We start from the raw sequence: 14,978 nt of genomic DNA on the forward strand, positions 1-14,978 counted from the left end.
GGTGTGTCCTCCGAGGGTGACGAGGCGGCCGCAACCGCCGACGACGAGACGAGTGCTCGCCCCGACTGGCGGCCGATTTTCGGCCACGACGAGCCCTACGGCGACCAGATAGACGGCATCGAGACGGCCATCGAGACCGCCGAAGACGGCGGCTTTCTCGCCTTAGAAGGTGCCTGCGGGACGGGCAAGACGATGCTGGCGCTGACCGCCGGCATCCACCTCGTTCGGGACCCCGACTCGAAATTCGAGCGCGTGTTCGTCCTCACGAGCGTCAAACAGCAACTCCGGCAGTTCGAGGAGGACCTCGAAACCATCAACGCCAACCTGCCCGACGACTGGCAGCCGATTTCGGCGATGACGCTCGTCGGCAAGGCCGACGTCTGCCCGTACAACCTCGCCAACGCCGGCGATATCGACGATACGAACGTCTACGAACGGTGTGAGGGCCTCCGCGAGCGCACGCGAGGGCTAGCCGATGAGACGACGCCCGGGTCGTTGGTCGACCAGGCCCGAAGCCAGCAGGTCGGCCTCGCCGACTCCGGCGCCCAAAACAACGGCGCGAGTTTTCTGGAAGCCGCGGGTGAACCGACACCGTATCCCCACGACACGCCCGAATCCGGGGAGCACGACGTCGAATACTGCCCCTTCTACGCGCAGTACCTCGATGACCTGCCCGAGGACGGCGACCCCGTCGAGGCCGTTCCCTTCGACCACACCGAGATGGGTCTCATCGAAAGCGAGGACCTCGTCCGGCGGGCGGGCAGCCACGGCTCCTGCCCCCACTCGGTGATGGGCGCGCTCCTGCCGCACGTCGAGGTCCTCGTGGGCAACTACTACCACGCCTTCGACCCGACGACCGTCGAATCCTTCACCGGCGCGCTCATCGACGACGAGACGTTCGTCGTCTGTGACGAGGCCCACATGCTGGAACCCCGCGTCCGGGACCTCGTCGGCGACAGCGTCTCCGACCGGGCGCTGCAGGACGCCGAAAACGAACTCTCGCGTGTCATCCAGCCCGTCGCAGCCATCGAGGAAGCCGGGCAAGGCGCCCAGCACGGCGCCGAAGCAAAGCAGAAAGCCCAGACGATTCGGGAGGAACTTCAGGAGACCGAGGTCTCGCTCTCGGAGTTGCGCGACACGCGTCGCTTCTTCACCGCGCTCGGCGACGAACTCGACCGCCGGGTGACCGACCATCTGGACGAGGAACGACCGGGCTGGAAACGGAACCTGACGGACCTCGAGGACGACGAGATTCCGCTTCGGGACCCCGAGACGCCCGGCACCGACGAGTTGACGCGGTGGGCCGAGCGCAACGGCTTCGACGCGCGGGTCTGGACGCGCGCGGAGACGGTCTGTGCGGTCGCCAAGCACGTCCTGGATACCATCGATGACGACGACAAGCGCCGCGCGGTCTCGGGCGTCGGCCGCACGCTGGCGACGTGGTACCGGGTCGACCACACCGACTTCTTCCGGGAAATCGACCTCGAACGGACGTGGGACGACACCCAACCGGCCGAATCCTGGAAGCGGGTCTACACCGCCAGTTTCTCGCTGCACAACTGTCTGCCGGCGGGTGCCATCGGCGAGCAGTTAGGGGAGTTCGGCGCGGGCGTGCTGATGAGCGCGACGCTGGAGCCGCTGGACGTCTTCACCGAAGTGACGGGCCTCCAGCATCTCGAAGAGGAGGAAGACCGACCCGTCGTCGAGCGGACGTACGGCCTCGAATTCCCCGAGGACAACCGCGCCTCCTTCGCGCTATCGGCGCCGAAGTTCACCTACTCGAACCGAGGGGACCCCGGCGAGGAGACCGACACGCGGCGGGCCCACGCCACGGCGATACAGCGGGTCGCCGACTCGCCGGGCAACGTCCTCGTCGGGATGCCCTCCTATCGGGAAGCCGAGTGGGCCGCCTCGGTGCTGGAGGACTGCGACAAGGAAGTCCTGCTCGACGAGGCGACCGACGACGTGGCCACGGAGAACCTCAAACAGGAGTTCTTCGAGGGCGACCCGAAGGTGCTGGTGACCAGTCTTCGGGGCACGCTGACTGAGGGCGTCGACTACAAGGGCGACCGCCTCTCGGCGGCCATCGTCTGCGGCGTCCCGATTATCAACACCGCCAGCCCCCGGACGCGGGCCGTTCGGACGGCCTACGACCGGGCCTTCGGGGACGGCTTCAAATACGCGCTGTCGGTGCCCGCCGTCCGGAAGGCCCGACAGGCAATCGGCCGCGTGATTCGTGGCCCCGAGGAGACGGGCGTGCGGGTGCTCTGCGATGAGCGGTTCGCCCGCGACTCCTGGGACAGCGTTCGGGGGTTGCTCGGCGAGGCCGAACGGGAGGAATTCCAGCCCGTCAGCACCGATATGTTCGATTTCGCGCTAGACAGGTTCTGGTCGGGATAGTACGGGCTATCGAATCGTTTCGGCTGTGTTCTTTTATAAATAGAGCGTGTCATCTCATCCGTTAACACCACCTCCGAAGCCCTCAGCCGGCGGGCGGTCGCTGAGCGACATATCCTCGCTCCCTGCGGTCGCTCGGATAGTGGTCGCTCAGACGACCAAGCAAGCGCCTGCCGGTCGTCCGAAAGGCGCTTCGCGCCTTTCGTGATGACGAGAGAGCTTCGCTCTCTCGAACCACTTCGCCCTTCGAGTCCGCCAAGGACCGCAGCCACATGCCTCCCCAACCGACTCCCTCAGCCTCGCATTGCTCGGCTTCGGTCGTCCCTCGCGCGCGGGCACCCGACCGCCGTTCGCGAGGGCGCTCACGGCGGTCGGCCAGCGCGCGCCATTTATAAAAGACAGTTGGCCGGGAGGATGGGTCGGCCGCACGGCCGACCATCCGACCCGGGGAAGGGCAGGCCTGTGTGGTCCTGGCGGAATGAAAGGGCGAGGCCCGTCTGGCGTTTATATAGTCGCTAAGCGGGCCCTATCCGAGCGAGCGAAGCGAGCGAGGATATCCCGCTTAGCGACCGCCAGCGGGCTGAGGGCTTTCAAGGTGGTTGCAGTCAGGAAGTCGCCCCCACGAGTTATAAACAGATGTCGAGACGAATTTCCCAATCCACACGGGCTTCAACAGAGTCGGGTTAGGAAGATACTTCCCGCTCGCGCGCCGTGTCTCGTGTATGAGTGAGTTTACTGTCCGCGGTTCCTTCCCCGCTCGCTTCGGCGAGCAGGACTTCGAAAAGCAGATCGACGCACCGAACGAGAACGTCGCCGTCGAGCGTGTCTACACGAACTTCGGCTCCCAGCACGGTCTGAAGCGCACCCAGATCGACATCGCTGAGGTGGACGCATGAGCCTCGGTGGCGGCGGTGGCGGCGGCGCAATGCAGCAGATTCAGCAGCAGATGCAGGCCCTCGAAGAGGAGAAGGAGGCCATCGAGGCCGAAATCGAGAGCGTCGAGCAAGAGCAGGACGAGATCGACGAGGCCATCGAGGCCATCGAGACGCTCGAAACCGACTCGACCGTGCAGGTCCCCCTCGGCGGCGGCGCCTACGTCCGCGCAGAGGTTCAGGACATGGACGAGGTCGTCGTCGGCCTCGGCGGCGGCTACGCGGCCGAACGAGACAGCGAGGGCGCCATCGAATCCCTCAAGACCAAGAAGGACACGCTCGACGACCGCATCGCGGAACTCGAAGCCGAAATCGAGGAAGTCGAAGAGGAGTCCTCGGAACTCGAGGAGCGCGCCCAGGAGATGCAGCAGCAGCAGATGCAGCAGATGCAGCAGCAGATGCAGCAGGAAGACGAGTAGGGTAGATGTTCGACGGACTGAAGGACAAACTCGGCCGGTTCAAGGACGACGTCGAGGAGGACGCCGACGAACCCGAAGCGGAAGCCGAGGGCGAGGCGACCACCGAAGAGCCGACGGAATCGGCCGAGGAGCCGGCCGCAGAAGCCGAGGAAGGCGAGGACGAGGACGGCCCCGGCCTCGCGAAGAAGGCCGCCCTCGCGGCGACCGGCAAGACCATCATCACCGAAGAGGAGCTCGAAGAGCCCCTCGAACAGCTCGAACTCGAACTCCTGCAGGGCGACGTGGAGATGAGCGTCGCCCGCGAAATCACCGAACGCATCCGCGAGGAACTGGTCGGTGAAACCCGCAAGCAGGTCGAGTCGGGCGAGCAGGTGGTCGAACGCGCCATCGCCGACGCGCTCCGGGACGTCATCAGCGTCGGCCAGTTCGACTTCGAGCAGCGACTCGCCGACACCGACAAGCCCGCCGTCGTCGTCTTCACCGGCGTCAACGGCGTCGGCAAGACCACCACCATCGCGAAGATGTCCCGGTGGCTCGAGGAGCGCGGCTACTCGTCGGTCATCGCCAACGGCGACACCTACCGGGCGGGCGCCAACGAGCAAATCGAGGAACACGCCGACGCCCTCGACAAGAAGATTATCACCCACGAGCAGGGCGGCGACCCGGCGGCGGTCATCTACGACGCCGTCGAGTACGCCGAGGCCAACGACGTCGACGTCGTGTTGGGCGACACCGCCGGTCGCCTGCATACCTCCAACGACCTGATGGCCCAACTGGAGAAAATCGACCGCGTCGTCGACCCCGATATGACGCTGTTCGTCGACGAGGCCGTCGCCGGCCAAGACGCGACCAACCGCGCCAAGGAGTTCAACGACGCCGCCGAAATCGACGGCGTCGTGCTGACGAAGGCCGACGCCGACTCACAGGGCGGCGCGGCCATCTCTATCGCCCACGTCACCGGCAAGCCGATTCTGTTCCTCGGCACCGGGCAGGGCTACGACCACCTCGAACGGTTCGACCCCGACGAAATCGTCAATCGCCTGCTCCGCGAGGAGTAGCGAGACGCTCGAATGCGTCGCGTTCCCGCGGTCGCGCTGCTTTTGGTCGTCGTCGCCGCGGTCGGACTCTGGTTACTGCCCGCGTTTCTTCAGGCCCCGCCCGAGGCCGTCCCGAACGCTTCCTTCGACGTGAGTGGCGACCCTACCGAGGACCGACTCGTCGTCGAACACGCCGGCGGCGAAACCTTCGAATCCGGCGAACTCGCCGTGCTCGTCTACGAGGACCGGCCGGTCGTCCCCGACCGCACGGTCCACCGGACGACGTGGGAGACGAACACGACGGTTCGGCCCGGCGACCGACTGGAACTCGAGGATACCCGGTTCGAACCGAAACAGCGCGTCGTCGTTCGATGGTTCGGCGAGGCCGGACAGGCGAACCTCCACGAAACCGTCCTTAAATAGTATAGTGCATACTCGGGGCAATCCTTTTTTCCGAGACTGTGGGAAAGGGACACATGATTCGACAGGAGCGTGCGCTTCCGGGTCGGGCCGCGCCCGGAGGTGAGCAGTGATGTCGACGGGGCGAAAGGGACCGGTCGACTGGTCGGAACTCCGCGAACGGGCCAACGAGTTCTACGAATACGCCTTCCTTCCGCCGAGTTACACGAACGACGACTTCGACGCCGAGACGTCCTCGGAAGCCGGTATCGAGACTGACCCTGACGACTTCGACGGATTCGTCTTCACCGACTGGCTCGAGGCCGCCCGGCCGACCGGGCCCACGAAACCGCCCGCGGAGCCACGGGTCGTCTCCGAGGCCACCCCAACCGAGACGACCATCGACCAGGACCGGCGCTTCGAGTTCGTCGAGTGGCTCGAAAGCGAGGAACCCGACGTTGGAACGGCGACCCCGCCGACGCCCGAACCGACCGCCGAGGCGGAGTACGGCGAGTTCGCGTTCACCGAATGGCTCGATTCCGGCGAGTCGGACTTCGAACCCCTCAGCATCAGCGAGGAACCCGCCGAACCGACCGAACCCACGTCCCCGGACCCCGCTACGCCACGCCTCGGCATCAAGCCGCATCCCGCGAAAGCGGCCACCTACGCCCTCTTCTTGGCGGTGTTGACCCTCTCAGTTCTCACAGTCGTCGGCTACGCACCCATACTCGGCCCGGCAACCGGACTGGGCGGCTAACGGCGCCGAGGCCCCGACGTTTCTCGTCTCGCCTCGGGTTATTCCTCGTCAGGCACACCCTCACCGCTTCGTCCTTCGCCGCCAGCGAAGCGGTCGGCCCCCTCGCGTGCGGTTTCCATCGCCCGTGAGCCATGCCAGCCCTCGACCGATAGGCCCCGTTCGAGGGTCGTCCCGAGGCCGTCGTAGACCGCTTGCCGGTCGGTTCGGACCGTTTCCTGGGGGAATCCCGCGATTACCTCGCCGAGTTCGACGGCCGTATCGAGCGCCTCGCCCTCCTCGGCAAGGCGGTTGACCAACCCCCACTCCTTGGCGGTCTCGGGGTCCAACTCGCGGCCGGTGAGGATGAGTTCGAGGGCGCGGCCCAGCCCCACGATATGAGGGAGTCGCTGGGTGCCACCATCGACGAGCGGAACACCGAAACGGCGCTCGAAACAGCCGAACGTGGCCGACTCGCTGGCAACGCGCAGGTCACACCACAGCGCCATCTCCAGACCACCGGCGACACAATGGCCCTCGATGGCGGCGATGGTCGGCTTCGAGACGCGCGTGCGGGTGAACCCGAGCCACCCCTCGGGGCGGTCCTGCAGGTCCATCGCTTTCAGGTCCGCGCCCGCCGAGAACGTGCCCTCGCTACCGGTCAACACGCCGACGAGGGCATCCTCGTCTTCGTCGAACCGCTCCCACGCCTCGCCGAGTCGCTCGGCAGTCGCGTTGTCGATAGCGTTGCGCCGCTCCGGCCGGTCGACTCTGATGACGGCGACCGGACCCGCTCGCTCGTAGTGAACGGTCATGGCCCGCTGAACGACCGATATAGGTATAAAAGGAGGGCAGCGGAACGAAAATAAACCATATTCCACGATATGAAATTCGACATCAGCGTGAACCGCCGGCCACAGATTACAACACGGAACCGGTGAGTCAGTCGTGCAAGCGGCGTGCGATGGGTTTCGAGACGGGATGAAGGAGGGAGAGGTACCACGGACCGTCGCGACGCGCGGCTCGGTTTCGTAGGCGAAACCGCTGGCTGCAGTTCGTTCGGCGATGAAAAACGACCTGAGCGCCGCGACGGCCGACTCGCCATAATCGGCATCAGCGTCCGGCATCGACACGTACTATTCGGAGGAGAAATACGGATTATCTAGCGACTTGCCCATAGCATTATCCGTGCCGCTGAGTTCGCTGCCGCTGTCCCTTATGGGGAGTGTGGAGACGCTCGTCGAGTCAGCGACCGGGTGGCCCGGTATGGGCATCGTATTCGTGTACTCGTTTCTGATTGCGTTCGTACTTCCCGGCCCGAGCGAGGTCGTTCTCGTCGCGCCGCTGGATCTCGGGATTCCGGCGTGGGCCAGTCTCGGGAGTATCATGCTCGTGAGCGCCGTCGGGAAGGCCGCCGGAAGCGTGTTGGCCTTCCACATCGGCCAAGAGGTCAAACGCGCCGGGCCGATCGTTCGGTGGTTACGCCGGTCGCGGTGGAATATACTCGAATGGTCGGAGCGGCGTTCCGTCCAACTCGCACAACGCTACGGATACGGCGGCCTCGCTATCGCGCTCTCGGTTCCGTTCTTCCCCGACACTATCTCGATATACGCCTTCGCCGTGCTCGAACGGGACTACGTCCGGTTCGCTGCGGCGACCTTCGTCGGGAGCCTCGGGCGACTCATCGTCACGGTCGGCCTCTTTGGAAGCATCTCGCTCGCGTTTTGAACCAGTGGTCGGCACCCACCCGACAAACCCGCGTTACAACTGTTCGCCGACGATACGGTCGGCGTGGTCGATGAACGCCTCCTCCTCACCGGCCGGAATCGTCGCGCCCGCCGCGACGTCGTGGCCGCCGCCGTCGCCGCCGACGGCCTGTGAGGCCTCCCGCATCACGACCGACAGGTCCAGCCCCTGACTCACCAGCGGGCCGGTGCCGCGGCCCGAAACCTTCGTCTCCTCGTCGTTCTTCCGGGCGAAGGCGACGATGGGCATATCGCGGGAGACGCCGTCCGCGCCCATCGACATGCCCGCGATGATGCCGACGATGGTCTCGCGAATCTCCTCGCCCGAATCGAACCACTGGAGGTGGTCTTCGGTCGTGACGCCGTGTTCTTCGACCCACTCGATGCCCTCCGAGAGGTTCCGGCGGTGGTTCCGCAGGAGTTCCTTCGCGCGGTCGTAGGCGCTTCCGCGGTCACCGAGACAGACGGCAAGGCCAACGTCAGCCCGTTCGTATCGGGCCGTCGCGTTCAACAGCGTCGAGAACTCGCTTGCGTCCCGCAGTTCCGTTCCGACCTCCTCCTCGCGGAGGACGTAGGTCGTCCCGACGAGGCGGTCGATTTTGAACGCCGGGACGCCGCGGCTGACGGCGTGCTGAACGAGGGCGCTGGCGACCGTCTGCCGTTCGTCGTCGGTGAGGTCGACCCACCGCTTCCAGGCACCGTCGGCCCGACACTCGACGTCGAGGTCATCGAGGAACGAGACGGCCCCGCGCTCGTCGTTGGTGATGCCCGGAATCCGCACGTCGGAGGCGAACTCCAGCAGTTTGGGGAGGGGACGCGTCTGCTTGCCGTAGACCGCGAGGTCCTTCGTTTCCTCCAGAACGCCCGCCTCGACGCCGTCGGCGACGATATCTTCGTTGGCGCCGTGGAGTTCACCGTCGGAAGCCTGCATGTCGCCGACGGCGCCGACGACCGCGAGGGCCGCAAGGTCGCGGTTATCGAGGCGCTCGTCCTGCCCGGAGTTGGCCGCCAGCGCCCGCGCGAGCACGTAGGCCGCGCCCGCGCCGGACATCTCGGAGGCGCCGTCGATGCCCTCAAGGAGGGGGTTGAGGTGGAACTCCGTTTCGGCGTCCGCGGGCTGGTGGTGGTCGGCGATGACCGGGATGAAATCGCCTGCCTGCTCGTGGTCAGCGATGATGTCGAGTTGGCCGCTCCCGAAGTCAGTGAAAAGCACCGTGTCGTAGTCCCGTTCGGCGATGCCCGCAATCGAGTCGGCATCGAGTTGTTTCTCGAAGACCGTCTCGAAGGGCAATCCGGCCCGTTCCAGCGCCGTCGACGCGACGGCGGCGCTCGTCAGGCCGTCGGCGTCGATGTGTGAGGCGAGCAACACGCGGTCGGCCTGGAGGAGCCGCTCGGCACACGCCTCGGCGCGGGCCTGCAACTTCGGAACGGGGACATCGGCGAGAGCCATCGTGGGTTTCCTAATGCAGTATGGAATTTAAACCTCCGCACAGTCGACTCGCACATGCGTATCCGTCCGGCCGAACGCGGGGACTGCGAGTCGGTCATGCTCGTCCATGTCAGCGCTATCATCGAACACGGCCCGAAAGCGTACGACGACCGGCAGGTGGCAGCCTGGGCAGCCAAAACCGAGGGTGTCGCACGCTACGAGCGAGCAATCGAGGAACCGACGACCGACCTGCTTGTCGCGGAAATCGATAGTGAGATAGCAGGGTTCGCCGAACTCGACCGGGACGGTCCGGAAATCAAAGCGCTGTTCGTCGCTCCCGCGCACGGCGGGTCAGGTGTCGGAACCGCGCTCTTGGAGGAATGCGAAACGCGTCTGCAATCCCTCGGCGCCGAAACCAGTCGCCTCGAAGCGGTGCTGAACGCGGTCGGCTTCTACGAGGCGGCCGGCTACGAGCCGGTCGAACGGGTCACGAACACGACGACTGCCGACGTCGAGGTGGAGTCGATGAAAATGCGAAAGCCGCTCGATTAGAGTCGCCGAGCGACTGCTTCTGCGAGTACTTCGAACTCCGCGATTTCGGGGACGACGTCGATTTGAATACCGTTCGCCTCGGCCGTCTCGGCGGTCGGGTCTCCGATAGCGCCGACGACGGCCTGATTCAGACCGGTTACGGCCTCGGCCCGGATGCCGCGCTCGTCGGCCGCATCGAGGAAGTGTTCGACGGTTAGCGAGGAGGTAAAACAGACCCCAGCGAGTTCGCCTTCGGCAGCCAACTCGGCTGATTGCCCCGCTTCCGCCGGGCGAACCAGCCGATAGAGGACCGTTTCGTGGACGTACGCGCCAGCATCCTCCAGCCCGTCGGTCAGAACCGGCGACCCGTGGTCCGACCGGGCGACTTCGACGCGGGTACCGTCGACGGCATCGCGCAGGTGGGCGACGAGGCCCGTCGAGGAGAACTCCTCGGGGATGTGGTCGACGGCATAGCCCGCCGACCGCAAGGCTTCGGCGGTTGGCGAGCCGATGGCAGCCACCTCCCCGGACGGTTCCCATCCGGCCTCGGCGGCGAGTTCGACGCCCGTCTTGCTCGTCAACACCGTGTAGTCGGCGTCGGTTCGAGGCGATTCGTCCGTCGGGTCGACTTCGAGCATCGGGTCCGAAACCGGCTCGTGGCCAAGTCCTCGGACGATTTCGGCCGCCTCGGCCGCGCGGTCGTCGTCGGGACGGAAGAAGGCGAGTTTACTCATTTGCTGTGGCCTCCGTGTAGCATGCCGGACGTATTTGATATAGCGACATGGGATATATCACCTCTCGTCGGCCGCATCGCGGCCGTTTTGCAGGAACGCCGAAACGCGCTCGTGTGAGGCCGCAACGCCGCCAATAACGGTAATCGCCGGCGGTTCGATACCTTCCTCGTCGCGAACGTCGACAATGGTTTCCAGCGTGCCGACGGCGACCTGCTGGTCGGGCCAGGTCGCCCGTTCGACCAGCGCGACGGGCGTGTCAGGCGTCATCCCTGCCGAAAGCAGTTCGCCGGTGTACATCGGGAGTTTGCCGACACCCATCAGCACGACGAGCGTTCCGCCCGTGGCCGCAAGGGCATCCCAGTCGACGGCCGACTCGTCTTTCGTCGGGTCCTCGTGGCCGGTGACGAAAGTCACCGACGAGGCGTGGTCGCGATGCGTGACCGGAACGCCAGCGACACCGGGGCCGGCGATGGCACTCGTCACGCCCGGCACGTACTCGAAGGGGATTTCGTTGGCCGCGAGATGTTCGGCTTCCTCGCCACCGCGACCGAAGACGAACGGGTCGCCGCCCTTGAGTCGGACGACGGTCTTGCCCGCCTCGGCCAACTCGACGAGGCGCTGGTTGGTGTATTCCTGGGAGGTGCGCTCGCCGCCGGCCCGTTTGCCCACGTCCTCGCGTTTTGCCTCGGGGATGGAGCCGAGAATTTCCGGGCCCGGCAGTTTGTCGTGAAGGACGACGTCGGCCTCGTCGATGAGGCGCTGGGCCTTCACGGTCAACAGTTCGGGGTCGCCGGGACCGCTGCCGACCAGATAGACTTTGCCAGTCATTCGCCCGTCTCTTTGCGCGCCTGCTCGATAAGGTCGGCGGCGCCGCGGTCGGCCAGTTCCTCGGCGAACTCCCGGGCGGCCGAGGGATGCTTTTCGGCCGGAATATCCTCGGTCGCTTTGATTTCCTCGGTGCCGTCCTGCGAGAGGACGCGCACCCGCGTGTGAACGTACTCGCCCTGCAGGACCGCGTGGATGCCGATGGGTGCGACACAACCGCCACCGAGCGTTCCGAGAATCGTCCGCTCGACGGTGGTTTCGACACGCGTTCGCGGATGGTCGAGGTCGGCGTGCAGTCGCTCGGCGAGTTCGTCGTCCCGGGCCGTCACCGCGATGGTGCCCTGCCCCGGGGCGGGGACGAACGTCTCCGGAAGGCGCTCGTAGTCGAGTTGCGAAAGCAGGTCGCTCCGTTCGAGACCGGCCTCAGCGAGGACGATGGCGTCGAATTCAGTATCGGGGTCGCGCTCCAGTGCCTGCCGTTCGAGTTCGGTAAGCCCGTCGAACCAGTCATCGACGCTCTGGTCGAAGGTGGCCTCGCTGTCGCCCTCTTCGGCTTCGACCCGTCGCTCGTGTTCGGCTTGTAGGGTCGGCGCCAGCAGTTTCTGGACGCGCGTGTCGACGTTCCCCCGCAGGGGCTGGACGTCGAGGTCCGGGCGCGCAGCGAGCAGTTGTGCCTTCCGGCGGAGGCTCGAAGTGCCAACCATCGCGCCGTCGGGCAGGTTTTCCAGCGTCGTGCCATCCGGCGTAAGGAGGACGTCACCCGGGGCAGCGCGTTCGGGCACGCCCGCGACGACGAGGTCCTCCGGGAACTCGGTCGGCATGTCCTTCAGCGAGTGGACCGCCGCGTCGACCTCGCCATCGAGGACTTTCTCGTCGAGACTGCGGACGAACGCGCCGGTTTTGCCGAGTCGATGGATGAGTTCGTCCCGTAACTCGTCGCCGGTCGTCGACACCTCCACGAGTTCGACCTCCCGGCGGCGGCTCCCCAACTGGTCGGCCACCGACTGGGCCTGCCGTAACGCGAGGTCGGACCCGCGAGTTGCCAGCCGTATCGTTTCTGTCATACCCGAATCTCCGTTGCGCCGGTTGAAACGCCCTTCGGCTTCTCCGAAGGCAATGCTGTGTCACCGACTATCGCGCCAATAAACCATTGGTAGCTATATAGAATCGCCAGTAGTCGATCTCGATAGCCGATGCTAAGGCCACCATACCGTTCGCTACGTGCTCGTTTCTCGATTCTGAGCGATTCGAATTCCGGATTTAAACGGCAGAAACGTAGGTTTTCACGCTTCTAAGCCGATAGTACGTGAATCACGATTGGATTACCGTCGAGGAGGGGTGCGTATAACAATGCGCCTCCGGAGAAATCTCTCGGACGCGTACGCAGGTGCGTACGCGAACGCGTGGTCCGCTAAACGCCGGACAGAAACAGAGAACCATGACACAGCAGCAGAACCCGAACCGTCAAGTACAGCAGGAGCCCTTCCAGTCCTCCTTCGGGGGCGGGACGCAACTAGGAACCGCGGCCCCACAGACACAACGACTCGGTCAACAGGGTCAATCACACCAGGTCGGAACACAGCAAACTCAGCCGCAGACGACGCCACAGCAGCTGCCCCAGTTCGCACAGCAGATACCGCAACAGGCCCAACCCACACAGCAAGCCGAACGGACGCCGCAACCTTCCCAGCAGTACCTCCAAGAGCCCAAGCAGGTACACCAACCCCAGCAGTTCCCGCAACTGACGCAGCAACCGACACAACAGCCCGGCCAGTACTCACAGCCGCCGGAACAGCAGCCCCGAGGGTTCGGCTTCCCGGCACAGCAAGGATGGACCGCCACGGAGCAGCCTCAGTTGGAACCCCTTTCGGCGACCCGACTGCCGGTCCGGCAAGGTATCGGCACGTCGATGCAAGCGAGGCCCCAACCGGTGCAAGCCGGCCAGGCCTCTCTCGAAGCGACCGCTCCCACCGCGCCGCCACAGGAGATGACCGGCCAGCAGACCCAGCCCACAGGTCAGGCCCAGTCTTTCGGCCAGCCGACAGGCGCGTTCGCCGGGGCGACGGGGGAACAGACCGTCCCCAATAAGGCCCCCTCGTCACAGCTCGGGTCCTCGGAGATACCGCCGGTAGATATGTACGAGGGTGAAGACGAGTTCGTCCTGCTTGCGAACCTCGCCGGATACGGCAGCGACGAGATCGATCTCGAAGCCTCCGGCGAGACGCTACGAATCGTGGCTGCACGGCAGGAGGCGCCCGACGAGGACCTTCGACCGGTTCAACGCGAACGGCTGAACCGCGCCGAGCGAGTCATCCAGCTCCCGTCATTGGTCGACATCGAAACCGCGGAAGCGACCTGCGAGAACGGAGTCTGTCGTATCACGCTACCGAAGGCAAAGGAAGGCAGCAACCGACGAATCGGCGTCGAGTAACGGGGCCGCCTCTTTTATTCGAACCCGTAGTGGTCCCGGTTGACCACGGCGTCTCGGGTGTCGACGATCTCGATCGTTTTCGTTTCTGCGCCGCAATACCTACACGCCTCCGTTCGACGCTGGCGGTGGTAGCCACACGTCAGGCACCGCCTGCTCGATACGCCCGGTAATCGGTTCATACCCGCGCTTGTTGGTATGCTAACTTATACCTACTGGCAGCAAACCGGGAGAAGCGTTCAAAATAGGCGTACATCGTGTGAAATCGAGTAGAGCGACCTTGCCGTGCTTCACGCGAGTTGGCAAAGAAGAGCCGATTCAGGTCAGGCCTGCATCTCCGCGCGCTCGCGGATGAGGTCTTCCAGTTCGTCGGGGTCAGTGATGTGCTCGATTTCCTCCCGTTCGATAAGGGCCGTCCCTTCGACGGAATCCTGTCGGGCCCGGTCGACGACGTACACCGACCGGGTTCGGGTGACCTCGCCGACGGAGGACATGATACGAGCGCGCTTTTCGGCGGTGCGGTTGAAATCCGAGTGGCCGGTGAGCATCTTCCGTTCGCGCTGTTCGTCCTCGCTGACGGCCTTGAACGGCGCGCGCATCGTCGGGTGGACCTCGAAGCCGACGCGGGTGAGGACGGTGATGAGATGGGAGTCGTCGGGGTCAGCCTCCGGTTCGTCGGGGTCGTCCATCTCGTCCCGAACCTCGTCGGCGCCTTCGAGGACTTCCACGGGGCTGGCAAGCGGCCGGTCGAAGAGGTCCTCCAGTTCCGCGGCCACCTCGACGGAGGCGTTCATGCCGTCCTCGTACTTCGAGACAGTGCGCCGCGAGACGCCGAGTTCGTTGGCGAGTTTGCCGAGCGACCAGTCCCGCTTCGAGCGGGCGTCCTCGAGCAATTCACCGTCGATGTTGACATAGAGGCCGCCGGGCGCGGCGTAGATGAGCGGTGGTACTTCCTCGATAAAGAGGTCCATCGCGGTCTCCGGCGAGAACACCGGGACGCCGTGCCGGAAGTAGACGACGCCCGGCTTCAGGTCCTCGTCGCGGGTCCGAAGCCCAATAACGAGCGGCGTGGCATCGAGATACTCGCCGAGACGGCGCATCTCGGCGCCCGTGTAGCCATCGAAGGCGTCGATGTTCGCCAGGATTTTCAACAACAACACGTCGTCGCCGCGGCGAGCGGCGATGTCGAAACTCTTCGGCCGGATGGCACACCGGTCGCTCACCGTGAAGCCAGCGTCGTCGAGCATCGCGGTGATGTTGCCGACCAGTGCGGACCGTGACATAGTGGTATGTAAGCGTTTCGCCGGTTAAATGTGTTTCCCCGATTCAGACCGACGCTATCCGGCGGTTCTCCGCCCTTACCGAAGGT

The 14,978-nt window shown here is 65.2% G+C and carries 15 protein-coding genes; 9 read left to right on the forward strand and 6 right to left on the reverse strand.

Going from position 1 to position 14,978, the window contains the following annotated elements:
- Positions 1-3 precede the first annotated feature (3 nt).
- The 6 genes from HWV23_RS06060 to HWV23_RS06085 all read left to right on the forward strand — a co-directional run bounded on the left by HWV23_RS06060 (position 4) and on the right by HWV23_RS06085 (position 5,941).
- Positions 4-2,400 carry an ATP-dependent DNA helicase gene (locus HWV23_RS06060; protein WP_178289528.1) on the forward strand — a complete coding sequence of 799 codons (2,397 nt, stop codon included), beginning with the start codon at positions 4-6 and terminating at the stop codon, positions 2,398-2,400.
- Between the two features lie 719 nt (positions 2,401-3,119).
- Positions 3,120-3,293 carry a 50S ribosomal protein L18Ae gene (gene rpl18a / locus HWV23_RS06065; RefSeq protein WP_178289529.1) on the forward strand — a complete coding sequence of 58 codons (174 nt, stop codon included), beginning with the start codon at positions 3,120-3,122 and terminating at the stop codon, positions 3,291-3,293.
- Positions 3,290-3,748 (forward strand): prefoldin subunit alpha, encoded by a 459-nt coding sequence (gene pfdA, locus HWV23_RS06070; protein ID WP_178289530.1) that lies wholly within the window; start codon positions 3,290-3,292, stop codon positions 3,746-3,748. The genes rpl18a and pfdA overlap by 4 nt, the downstream gene beginning before the upstream one ends.
- Before the next feature lie 5 nt (positions 3,749-3,753).
- Positions 3,754-4,806, forward strand: a complete 1,053-nt coding sequence (gene ftsY / locus HWV23_RS06075) for a signal recognition particle-docking protein FtsY (RefSeq protein ID WP_178289531.1) — start codon at positions 3,754-3,756, stop codon at positions 4,804-4,806.
- A 12-nt stretch (positions 4,807-4,818) separates the two neighbouring features.
- Entirely contained in the window at positions 4,819-5,208 is a 390-nt protein-coding gene (locus HWV23_RS06080; protein WP_178289532.1) for a type IV pilin N-terminal domain-containing protein, read from the forward strand.
- Between the two features lie 109 nt (positions 5,209-5,317).
- On the forward strand, positions 5,318-5,941 hold the full coding sequence (locus HWV23_RS06085; protein ID WP_178289533.1) for a hypothetical protein: 624 nt from the start codon (positions 5,318-5,320) through the stop codon (positions 5,939-5,941).
- A 38-nt stretch (positions 5,942-5,979) separates the two neighbouring features.
- On the opposite strand, the gene HWV23_RS06090 is transcribed toward HWV23_RS06085, so the two are convergent.
- A complete protein-coding gene (locus HWV23_RS06090) occupies positions 5,980-6,732 on the reverse strand; it encodes a crotonase/enoyl-CoA hydratase family protein (protein ID WP_178289534.1) in 753 nt (250 codons plus the stop codon).
- Between the two features lie 451 nt (positions 6,733-7,183).
- Between HWV23_RS06090 and HWV23_RS06095 the strand changes: the two genes are divergently transcribed.
- Positions 7,184-7,645 carry a YqaA family protein gene (locus tag HWV23_RS06095; protein ID WP_178289535.1) on the forward strand — a complete coding sequence of 154 codons (462 nt, stop codon included), beginning with the start codon at positions 7,184-7,186 and terminating at the stop codon, positions 7,643-7,645.
- A 33-nt stretch (positions 7,646-7,678) separates the two neighbouring features.
- On the opposite strand, the gene recJ is transcribed toward HWV23_RS06095, so the two are convergent.
- Positions 7,679-9,112, reverse strand: a complete 1,434-nt coding sequence (recJ, locus tag HWV23_RS06100; RefSeq protein ID WP_178289536.1) for a RecJ family nuclease — start codon at positions 9,110-9,112, stop codon at positions 7,679-7,681.
- A gap of 54 nt (positions 9,113-9,166) precedes the next feature.
- On the opposite strand from recJ, the gene HWV23_RS06105 reads away from it, so the two are divergent.
- Positions 9,167-9,643: a GNAT family N-acetyltransferase gene (locus HWV23_RS06105; RefSeq protein WP_178289537.1), complete on the forward strand. Its 477-nt coding sequence runs from the start codon at positions 9,167-9,169 to the stop codon at positions 9,641-9,643.
- On the opposite strand, the gene HWV23_RS06110 is transcribed toward HWV23_RS06105, so the two are convergent.
- The 3 genes from HWV23_RS06110 to hemC are packed head-to-tail and all read right to left on the reverse strand — an operon-like array spanning position 9,640 to position 12,245.
- Positions 9,640-10,356: a uroporphyrinogen-III synthase gene (locus HWV23_RS06110; protein ID WP_178289538.1), complete on the reverse strand. Its 717-nt coding sequence runs from the start codon at positions 10,354-10,356 to the stop codon at positions 9,640-9,642. The genes HWV23_RS06105 and HWV23_RS06110 overlap by 4 nt on opposite strands.
- A gap of 57 nt (positions 10,357-10,413) precedes the next feature.
- On the reverse strand, positions 10,414-11,184 hold the full coding sequence (gene cobA / locus HWV23_RS06115; RefSeq protein ID WP_178289539.1) for a uroporphyrinogen-III C-methyltransferase: 771 nt from the start codon (positions 11,182-11,184) through the stop codon (positions 10,414-10,416).
- Positions 11,181-12,245 (reverse strand): hydroxymethylbilane synthase, encoded by a 1,065-nt coding sequence (hemC, locus tag HWV23_RS06120; protein WP_178289540.1) that lies wholly within the window; start codon positions 12,243-12,245, stop codon positions 11,181-11,183. The genes cobA and hemC overlap by 4 nt, the downstream gene beginning before the upstream one ends.
- 374 nt (positions 12,246-12,619) lie before the next feature.
- Here hemC and HWV23_RS06125 point away from each other — a divergent pair, with 374 nt between their 5' ends.
- The gene (locus HWV23_RS06125) at positions 12,620-13,612 is read left to right on the forward strand and encodes an Hsp20/alpha crystallin family protein (RefSeq protein WP_178289541.1); all 993 of its coding nucleotides are present in this window, start codon (positions 12,620-12,622) and stop codon (positions 13,610-13,612) included.
- A gap of 320 nt (positions 13,613-13,932) precedes the next feature.
- Here the strand turns inward: HWV23_RS06125 and HWV23_RS06130 are convergent, their stop codons facing one another.
- On the reverse strand, positions 13,933-14,892 hold the full coding sequence (locus HWV23_RS06130) for a transcriptional regulator (RefSeq protein WP_178289542.1): 960 nt from the start codon (positions 14,890-14,892) through the stop codon (positions 13,933-13,935).
- Between the last annotated feature and the right edge of the window lie 86 nt (positions 14,893-14,978).

The organism is Natronomonas halophila, from assembly GCF_013391085.1.
In the GTDB taxonomy this organism is placed as follows: domain Archaea; phylum Halobacteriota; class Halobacteria; order Halobacteriales; family Haloarculaceae; genus Natronomonas; species Natronomonas halophila.